This window comes from Sphingomonas sp. LT1P40 (assembly GCF_036663835.1).
GTDB lineage: Bacteria > Pseudomonadota > Alphaproteobacteria > Sphingomonadales > Sphingomonadaceae > Sphingomonas.
Genome location: NZ_JAXOJT010000002.1, coordinates 1123629 through 1131412, shown reverse-complemented (window position 1 = coordinate 1131412; position 7784 = coordinate 1123629). Strand labels below are relative to the sequence as shown.

Sequence of the window (7784 nt, the reverse complement as noted above, 5' to 3'; positions counted from 1 at the left end):
CGTTGCAACGCGGCCCGGTCGGTGACAGCAACAGCTTCGACATCACGCTGGACGACAGCCTGGTCGCGGACGACGGTCGCCTGACGATCTGGGGCTATCCGCTGCTGACCTCGCTCACGGTCGATGGCTCGGCGGAAGTGGGCGGCGACCTGCGCATCTATGGCGGCGCGGTCGGCGACAACCTGATCGGCGGCGGCGGTGACGACTGGTTGTGGGGCGGCGCTGGCGGCGACCGGCTGACCGGCGGCGGCGGCCGTGACACCTTCGCCTATGACGTGGCGAGCCAGTCGACCGGCATCAATTACGACACGCTGGTCGGGTTCGATGCGACGCAGGACAGGATCGACCTGCCGTTCGAGGTGACCAGCGTGGCGGCACCGGTGAGCGGGAGCCTTTCGCTGGCGACGTTCAACGAAGACCTTGCCGCCGCGATCGGCGCAGCGCAGATGGGAAGCGGGCAAGCGGTGCTGTTCACCGCGACCGGTGGCGACATGGCCGGCCAGACCTTCCTGATCGTCAACGGCCTCAACTCCGCCGCCGGCTATCAGAATGGCAGCGATTACGTCTTCCACCTCGAAAGCCCGGTGAGCACGATCATCACACCCGACCCGTTCGTTTAAGGACCAGCATAATGAAGACGCCTTCCACTATTGCGCCCCCGGTCGCCGTCCGTCAGCGCTGGGTCCGCCCGGCGCTGCGCGTCCTCAACGCCAGCCACGCGCAGATCGGCACGCGCCCCGAAAACGAAGACGGCGCTTTCTCGACCTCCTGATCGCGGATTTATGGTTCCTGCGCGTTTTCAAACGGGGTAGCCTGCGCGCAGGAGGACATATGGGCATCTTGGATTTCCTGTCGAAGCAGTTCGTCGACGTCATCGACTGGGTGGACGAACCTGGCGTGCTTGCGGTGCGCTATCCGATGCAGGACCGCGAAATTCAGAATGGCGCGCAGCTCACCGTGCGCAGCGGACAGACCGCGATGTTCTATAATGAAGGGCAGCTCGCCGACGCCTTCCTCCCCGGTCAGCATACGCTCGAAACCTCGAACCTGCCGGTGCTGTCGTCGCTGAAAAGCTGGCAGACCGGCTTCAAATCGCCGTTCAAGGCCGATGTCTATTTCTTCTCGCAAAAGGAGCAGACCGGCCTCAAATGGGGCACGCAGCAACCGATCACGGTGCGCGACAAGGAGTTCGGCCCGCTGCGCGTGCGCGCGTTCGGCAGCTACAGTTTTCGGGTCGAGAATATCGCCGTGTTCGCGGTCAAGATGATGGGGTCGCTCGACAAGCTGACCGTCGCCGATCTGGAGACGCAACTGCGCGGCGTCATCGCCACCGCGATCGCCACCGCGCTGGGCGGCGGCGATGTCGCGTTCATCGACCTCGCCGCCAATCAGACCGCTTTGTCCGAACGGCTGAAGGCCGCAGTCGAACCCGCCTTCGCCGCATGGGGCCTCAGCTGCACCAGCTTCTTCGTCGAAAGCGTGTCGCTGCCCGAAGAAGTCCAGGCCCAGCTCGACAAGGCCAGTTCGATGCGCGTGGTCGGCGATCTCGACCGCTATGTCCGTTACCAGAGCGCCCAGGCGATCGAATCCGCTGCCGAACAATCGGGCGGCATCGCCGGGATCGGCGCGGGCGCGGCGGCGGGCATGGCGATCGGCCAGAGTATGGCTGGCGGCATTGGCGGCGCGGCGGCCCCGACTGCGGCGGCACCCGGTGAGGATGTCTATGCGCAGATCGAAAAGCTCCACAAATTGCTGACGATCGGCGCGATCGAACAGGCCGAGTTCGATGCCAAAAAGGCCGAGTTGCTGAGCCGGATTCGCTAGGACCCATCGCTTGAGCCTGACGGTTTCCTGCCCCACTTGCGGTGCCGATGCGGTGTTTCGTTCACCCGCATTGCCGTGCCGAATCTGCGACTATTGCCAGACGATGCTGGTGCGCAGCGACGGCGGAATCACCGCGGTCGGCGAAGCGGCGGTGTTGCCGTTCGATGTCAGCCCGGTCCGCATCGGCATGCGCGGCAAAGCCGACGGCCATGACTTCGAGGTCATTGGCCGCGTCCGCTGGGCGTGGAGCGACGGAGCGTGGAACGAATGGCTGTTGCTCTTCGCCGATGGTGCGCATGCCTGGCTGGGTGAGGCGATGGGACAGTTCATGCTGCTGCGCGAGCGCCCGGTCGCCACGGCCCGCGCGCGCGTTTTGCGGGAGGTCGTCAATGGCGGCACCGCAGCACCCGGCACCGACGCCCAGTTCGACGGCATCAAGTTCAGCGTCGCCGATGCCCGCGACATACTGTGCATCGCCGCCGAGGGCGAATTGCCGTTCACCGCCCCGCCCGGCTGGCGCGTCTATAGCGTCGACCTGAAAGCGCCCGACGGCAGCTGCGCGACGCTGCAACGCGACCGCACCGAATCGACCTTCTATGTCGGTCGCTACGTAACCCTTGCCGAGCTCGCCCCAAAAGACATGCGCGCAATCGAAGGCTGGACGCTGCCGACCTATGCCCGCTGATCCCGCCCCCCTTGCCGCCCCGCCCGCACCGGCGGTTCGCGCGCTCGCCTGTCCCGCCTGTGGCGCGGCGGTCAGCCTGCGCGCTGCGGGCTATTCGGTGACCGCAGGCTGCACAGCGTGCGGCAGCATCCTCGACGTCAGCGACCCGCTGGTAAAGCTGGTCACACAATACAGCGCTCAGGCACTCGCGCTCGAGATCCCGCTCGGCACCCGCGGCACGCTCGACGGGATCGAATGGGAGGCGATCGGCTATCTCGCGCGCTCGATCGACGGCAGCTATCCGTGGGACGAATATCTGCTGTTCAATCCCTATCACGGCTATCGCTGGCTGGTCACCGACGGCCAGAGCTGGAGCCTGGGCGAGACGCAGACGGCCTCGCCGCAATTCGTCACCTATGACACGCTGGGCATCGGCGAGACCCATTTCCGCCGTTTCTTCTCCGAACGCGAAGCGCGCGTCGACCGGGTGCTCGGCGAATTCTACTGGCGCGTTGCAATCGGCGAGCGCGTCGTCACGTCGGAATGGGCTGCCCCCGGCCATCTCCTCTCACGCGAAGCCAATGCGAACGAAGTAAGCTGGACGGTCCAGCGCCTGCTCGCCCCGCGAGAGATCGCGGCGGCATTCGGGGTCGATGCTGCGCGAAATCCGTGGCCGCCGCCGCCGCATATGCCCTCCCCGCATGCGCGGTCGCTCGGCACATGGTTCAAGATCGGCAGCGCGGCGATGGCGTTCCTGCTGCTGCTCACCTTGTTCATGAGCGGCGGCGCGTGGCGCGATGCCGGCTGGCTGCGCATCGCCAGCGACGGCAGCGCGCAAACCGCGACGGTCGGCCCGCTGCAATTCACTCAGCCGTGGCAGCGCGTGGAAATCCGCGCGCGCGTCCCCCGGCTCGAAAATGGCTGGGTCGATTTCGATTACGCGCTGGTCGATCGCACGACGCAGCAGGTGTACGAGGCCTATGGCGCCGCCGAACGCTATTCCGGCCGCGATTCCGATGGCGACTGGACCGAGGGGTCGCGCCGCTCGCAAATCTCGATCGCCAGCGTGCCGCGCGGGACTTACGATCTGGTGGTTGAATATCGCGGCAACCGCTGGATCACGGGTGAGCAATATGGCGACGCATCCGGCTGGATGTCGCCGCTGCGCCAGCCGGAGGTAAAGGTCGAGGTGAGGCGCGGCGGCGTCTATGCGTCGAACCTCATCATCGCATTGCTGTTCATTCTGCTTCCGTTCCTGTGGACGCTGGCGCGCCACGCCCGCTTTGAACAGGCGCGGCAGGCGGAGAGCGACTACGACCCCACCGGGGTCGCGGCGATATTCAAGGAATCGGAGGACGACGAATGACCCGCGGCACCTTCTTCTTCGCTTTATGGTGCCTGATCGTCGCCGCCGCCTTCGTCATGGCGGGCATCTTCGGCTACTCGCCCTTCGCCCAGGGCGGGCGCTCGGCGGCGCGCGCCGGTGCCTATGGCCCAACCCACAAATAAAGGAGACAAGACATGGTCACGACGATTCCAGCCCTTCTCTCGACCCTGCTCTATGCCGGGGTCGGCATGCTCGTCTTCGTCGCCGGGTTCGTCATCCTCGACCTGCTGACGCCCGGCAAATTGTGGGAAGAGATCGAACAGAAACAGAATGTCGCGGTCGCCATCTTCGCGGGTGCGGTCGCCATCGGGCTGGCGATCATCGTCGCCGCCGCCATTCATGGCTGAGGGCGATGTCGCGCCTTCGATGAAGACCGCCGCCCCCGCAGCGGCGCTGCTCGCCTCGGCGTTCGTGGTGGCGACCTGTGGCCTGATCTATGAATTGCTGGCGAGCACGCTGGCGAGCTACCTGCTCGGCGACAGCGTCACCCAATTTTCCACCGTCATCGGCAGCTATCTCTTTGCGATGGGCATCGGCAGCTGGTGCTCGCGCTATGTGAAGCGCGACGAGCTGCGGCTGTTCGTGCGCGTCGAATTGCTGATCGCGGTGATCGGCGGCTGTTCGGCGGCGGGCCTGTTCCTGCTGTTCCCGCTGATCGATCATTTCCGCGTCGCGCTGTACAGCATCGTGCTGGCGATCGGCTTTCTCGTCGGCCTCGAAATCCCGCTGCTGATCCGCATCCTGCGCGGCTATGATTTTCGGGAGGTCGTGTCGAACGTCCTGACGTTCGACTATGTCGGCGCGCTGGCGGCGTCGTTGCTGTTCCCGCTGGTGCTGATGCCGCATCTCGGCATGATCCGCACCGGATTCCTGTTCGGCTTCGCCAATGCCGGGGTCGCGCTGGCACTGCTGTTCACGCTGCCGCGCGCGGCGCGCTACGGGGCTGAGAAAATCGCGTCGGTCATTATCATGGTCGCGCTGGCGGCAGGCTTCTTCGCGTCGGACCAGCTTCAGCGCTGGGCAGAAGTCGCAAGCTATGGCGAGCCGGTGATCTATGCCGAGACCAGCCGGTTTCAGCGCATCGTCCTGACCCGCCGCAACGACGATTTGCGGCTCTACCTCAACGGCAATCTGCAATTCTCGTCGCGCGATGAATATCGCTATCACGAGGCGCTGGTGCATCCGGCACTCGGCCGCGTCGCCAATCCGCGCAACATCCTGATCCTCGGCGGTGGCGATGGTCTCGCCGCGCGCGAAGTGCTGCGTTATCCGGGGATCGAGCGGATTACTTTGGTCGATCTCGACCCGGCGATGACCGGACTGTTTTCAAAGAGCGGCATGCTGACGCACCTCAATCGTGGCGCACTCACCGACCCGCGCCTCCGCGTCATCAACGCCGACGGCTTCCGCTGGGTACGCGAAGCACGCGGCCGCTACGACGCGATCATCGTCGATTTCCCCGACCCGGTCGATTTCTCGGTCGGCAAACTCTATACCGAGACCTTCTATCGCAGCGTGATCCGCCTGCTCGCGCCGGGTGCGATGCTGGTGGTGCAGAGCACCTCGCCGCTGATCGCACCGCAAGCCTATTGGACCGTCGCCGCGACGATGGAGGCCGCGGGTCTGCGCACGCGGCCCTATCACGTCTATGTCCCCAGCTTCGGCGAATGGGGCTTCATCCTCGCGGCGGCGGGCGAGATCCCGGAACGGGCGCGCTTTCCGGCGGGAAAATTCCTGACCCCCGATGTCGAGCGCCAGCTGTACCAGTTTCCGCCCGATATGGCGCGCCGCCCGGCGCAGGTGAACCGGCTCGACAACCAAATCCTCGTGCGGGAATTCGCGGCGGCATGGGGCAAGTATGAAGGCTGACCGCCGCACGATTCTGGGCGTCGGTGCTGCGGCGGCGTGCGCGGCGGGCGGCGCGTTCGCCCTGACACGTTCGGCAGCATTGCCCGAAGGCGAGATCGACGGTGCCGACGTGGCGCGCGGCCACCGCCTGCGCGACGGCAACTTCCCGGCACCCGTGCGGGTCGAACAGACCGACCTGCTGATCGCGGGCGGCGGCGTTGCCGGATTATCGGCGGGCTGGCGGCTGGCGGATGCCGGGTTTACCCGCTTCCGGCTGGTCGAGCTGGAGGACAGGATCGGCGGCAATTCGCGCGCCGGACGCAACGCCATATCCGCCTTCCCGCTCGGCGCGCATTATCTGCCCGTGCCCAATCGTGAGGGGAAAGCGCTTCACCATCTGCTGCGCCAACTCGGCATGGTCACCGGCGAACAGGATGGCGCGCCGGTCTATGATCCCACCCAGCTCTGCGCGGACTTGCAGGAGCGGCTGTTCTGGCAGGGCAGCTGGCAGGAGGGCCTGATCCCGCGCACCGGCCTGACCCCGGCCGACCGGCGCGACCTCAGCGAATTTCAGCGCGCGATGGCCGGTTACTCGGCGCAAATCGGCAGCGACGGCAAACCCGCCTTCGCCATCCCGATCGCCTATAGCTCGCAGGACGCCACATTGCGCGCACTCGACCGGACCAGTTTCACGGCATGGCTCGACGATCGCGCATGGCGGTCGCCGGTGCTGCGCGCGCATGTTCGCTATGCCATGCGCGACGATTACGGGACCGAACCCGATCAGGTCTCGGCCTGGGCAGGTATCCATTATTTCGCCAGCCGGCGCGGCTGGGCGGCGAACGATGCGGGCGGCAACGAGCTGACCTGGCCGGAGGGCAATGCACGCCTGACCACCGGCATGGCGGCGCGCTTCCGTGACCGGATCACACCGGGCATGGTCGTCCACCGCGTCACGCGCCAAGGCGGCCATATCGACGCCGATTGCTTCGACGTGGCGGCCAATGAGAGCATCCGTATCCGTGCCCGCGCGGCGATCCTGGCGATACCGCACTTCATTGCCGCCCGTGTCTGCAGCGAAGTGCCGCCCGCGCCGGGCTTCAGCTATGCGCCATGGCTGGTCGCCAACGTCACCGTCGATCGCCTGCCTAGCGGACGCGGCGCGCCGCTGGCATGGGACAATGTGGCGAGCGGCAGCAACTCGCTCGGCTATGTCGTCGCCACGCATCAGGGTCCGGCGGCGATGCCCTCGGCCAGCGTCCTTACCTGGTATCTGCCGCTGTCCGACATGACACCGGCCAGCGCGCGCCGCTTGTTGCTCGAACGTCCGGCGAGCGAGTGGAAGAAGATCGTCCGCGACGACCTGATGGCCACCAACCCGGAACTCGACGGCGCGATCCGCCGCATCGACCTGTGGCGCTGGGGCCATGCGATGATCCGCCCGACCCCCGGTTTTCTGGATCGCGGCAAGGCGATACCCGCCCCGCCCTTGTTTCTGGCGCATAGCGACCTGAGCGGGCTGTCGCTGTTCGAGGAAGCAAACTATCATGGCGTGCGCGCCGCCGAAGCGGCAATGACGCATCTCGCCCACCGCCACGAAAGCCTGTTGTGACCGCTTCACCGCCCACTGAGGGTCATCATCTGATCGCCGACCTGACCGGCGGGACCGGGCTTGACGACATCGCGCGGGTCGAGCGCTGCCTGATCGACGCGGCGCAGGCGGCCGGGGCGACCCTGCTCGAAGTGCGGCTTCACGCCTTTGGCCCCGGCATGGGCGTGACCGGCGTGGCGCTGCTCGCGGAATCGCACATCTCGATCCATACCTGGCCCGAACATGGCACGGCGTGCGTCGATATCTTCATGTGCGGTGCCGCCGCCAGCGTCGATGTCGCGCTCGACACGATCGCCGGACAGCTTAGCGCCAAGGTGCGCAGCCGGACGATCCTCGCGCGCCATTATGGCGGGGATTGAAGGCCGTCTTGGTTAGATGGCACCGGCCCGCGCCCCCACCCGGCCACCCATTCAGATTACGCTGTGGGTGGCCGGGTGGGGGCGCGGGCC

Annotated in this window: 10 protein-coding genes; all 10 read left to right on the top strand. The window is 66.3% G+C overall.

Annotation, left to right across the window (positions count from 1 at the left end):
- Nucleotides 1-620: M10 family metallopeptidase C-terminal domain-containing protein (locus U1702_RS17085; RefSeq protein ID WP_332726371.1), on the top strand; the 620-nt coding region annotated here is incomplete at its 5' end.
- An 11-nt stretch (nucleotides 621-631) separates the two neighbouring features.
- Nucleotides 632-772, top strand: coding sequence for a hypothetical protein (locus tag U1702_RS17080; RefSeq protein ID WP_332726370.1), 141 nt, complete (start codon nucleotides 632-634; stop codon nucleotides 770-772).
- A 59-nt stretch (nucleotides 773-831) separates the two neighbouring features.
- Nucleotides 832-1824 carry an SPFH domain-containing protein gene (locus U1702_RS17075; RefSeq protein ID WP_332726369.1) on the top strand — a complete coding sequence of 331 codons (993 nt, stop codon included), beginning with the start codon at nucleotides 832-834 and terminating at the stop codon, nucleotides 1822-1824.
- A 10-nt stretch (nucleotides 1825-1834) separates the two neighbouring features.
- Nucleotides 1835-2509, top strand: coding sequence for a DUF4178 domain-containing protein (locus tag U1702_RS17070; protein ID WP_332726368.1), 675 nt, complete (start codon nucleotides 1835-1837; stop codon nucleotides 2507-2509).
- Nucleotides 2499-3854 (top strand): DUF4178 domain-containing protein, encoded by a 1356-nt coding sequence (locus tag U1702_RS17065; RefSeq protein ID WP_332726367.1) that lies wholly within the window; start codon nucleotides 2499-2501, stop codon nucleotides 3852-3854. The genes U1702_RS17070 and U1702_RS17065 overlap by 11 nt, the downstream gene beginning before the upstream one ends.
- Entirely contained in the window at nucleotides 3851-3997 is a 147-nt protein-coding gene (locus U1702_RS17060) for a hypothetical protein (RefSeq protein ID WP_332726366.1), read from the top strand. The genes U1702_RS17065 and U1702_RS17060 overlap by 4 nt, the downstream gene beginning before the upstream one ends.
- Before the next feature lie 12 nt (nucleotides 3998-4009).
- A complete protein-coding gene (locus tag U1702_RS17055) occupies nucleotides 4010-4222 on the top strand; it encodes a DUF350 domain-containing protein (protein ID WP_332726365.1) in 213 nt (70 codons plus the stop codon).
- Complete coding sequence (locus tag U1702_RS17050; RefSeq protein WP_332726364.1) at nucleotides 4215-5744, top strand: polyamine aminopropyltransferase; 1530 nt, start codon at nucleotides 4215-4217, stop codon at nucleotides 5742-5744. The genes U1702_RS17055 and U1702_RS17050 overlap by 8 nt, the downstream gene beginning before the upstream one ends.
- Nucleotides 5734-7335: a flavin monoamine oxidase family protein gene (locus tag U1702_RS17045; RefSeq protein WP_332726363.1), complete on the top strand. Its 1602-nt coding sequence runs from the start codon at nucleotides 5734-5736 to the stop codon at nucleotides 7333-7335. Before U1702_RS17050 ends, U1702_RS17045 begins: the two co-directional genes overlap by 11 nt.
- Nucleotides 7332-7694 (top strand): adenosylmethionine decarboxylase, encoded by a 363-nt coding sequence (gene speD / locus U1702_RS17040; RefSeq protein WP_332726362.1) that lies wholly within the window; start codon nucleotides 7332-7334, stop codon nucleotides 7692-7694. Before U1702_RS17045 ends, speD begins: the two co-directional genes overlap by 4 nt.
- Nucleotides 7695-7784: the final 90 nt, after the last annotated feature.

Excerpts from the sequence above, each read along its gene's own strand:
- U1702_RS17050 (WP_332726364.1), top strand. The coding sequence starts at position 4,215 with ATGGCTGAGGGCGATGTCGCGCCTTCGATGAAGACCGCCGCCCCCGCA.
- U1702_RS17065 (WP_332726367.1), top strand. The coding sequence starts at position 2,499 with ATGCCCGCTGATCCCGCCCCCCTTGCCGCCCCGCCCGCACCGGCGGTT.
- U1702_RS17075 (WP_332726369.1), top strand. The coding sequence starts at position 832 with ATGGGCATCTTGGATTTCCTGTCGAAGCAGTTCGTCGACGTCATCGAC.
- U1702_RS17055 (WP_332726365.1), top strand. The coding sequence starts at position 4,010 with ATGGTCACGACGATTCCAGCCCTTCTCTCGACCCTGCTCTATGCCGGG.
- U1702_RS17080 (WP_332726370.1), top strand. The coding sequence starts at position 632 with ATGAAGACGCCTTCCACTATTGCGCCCCCGGTCGCCGTCCGTCAGCGC.
- U1702_RS17060 (WP_332726366.1), top strand. The coding sequence starts at position 3,851 with ATGACCCGCGGCACCTTCTTCTTCGCTTTATGGTGCCTGATCGTCGCC.
- U1702_RS17045 (WP_332726363.1), top strand. The coding sequence starts at position 5,734 with ATGAAGGCTGACCGCCGCACGATTCTGGGCGTCGGTGCTGCGGCGGCG.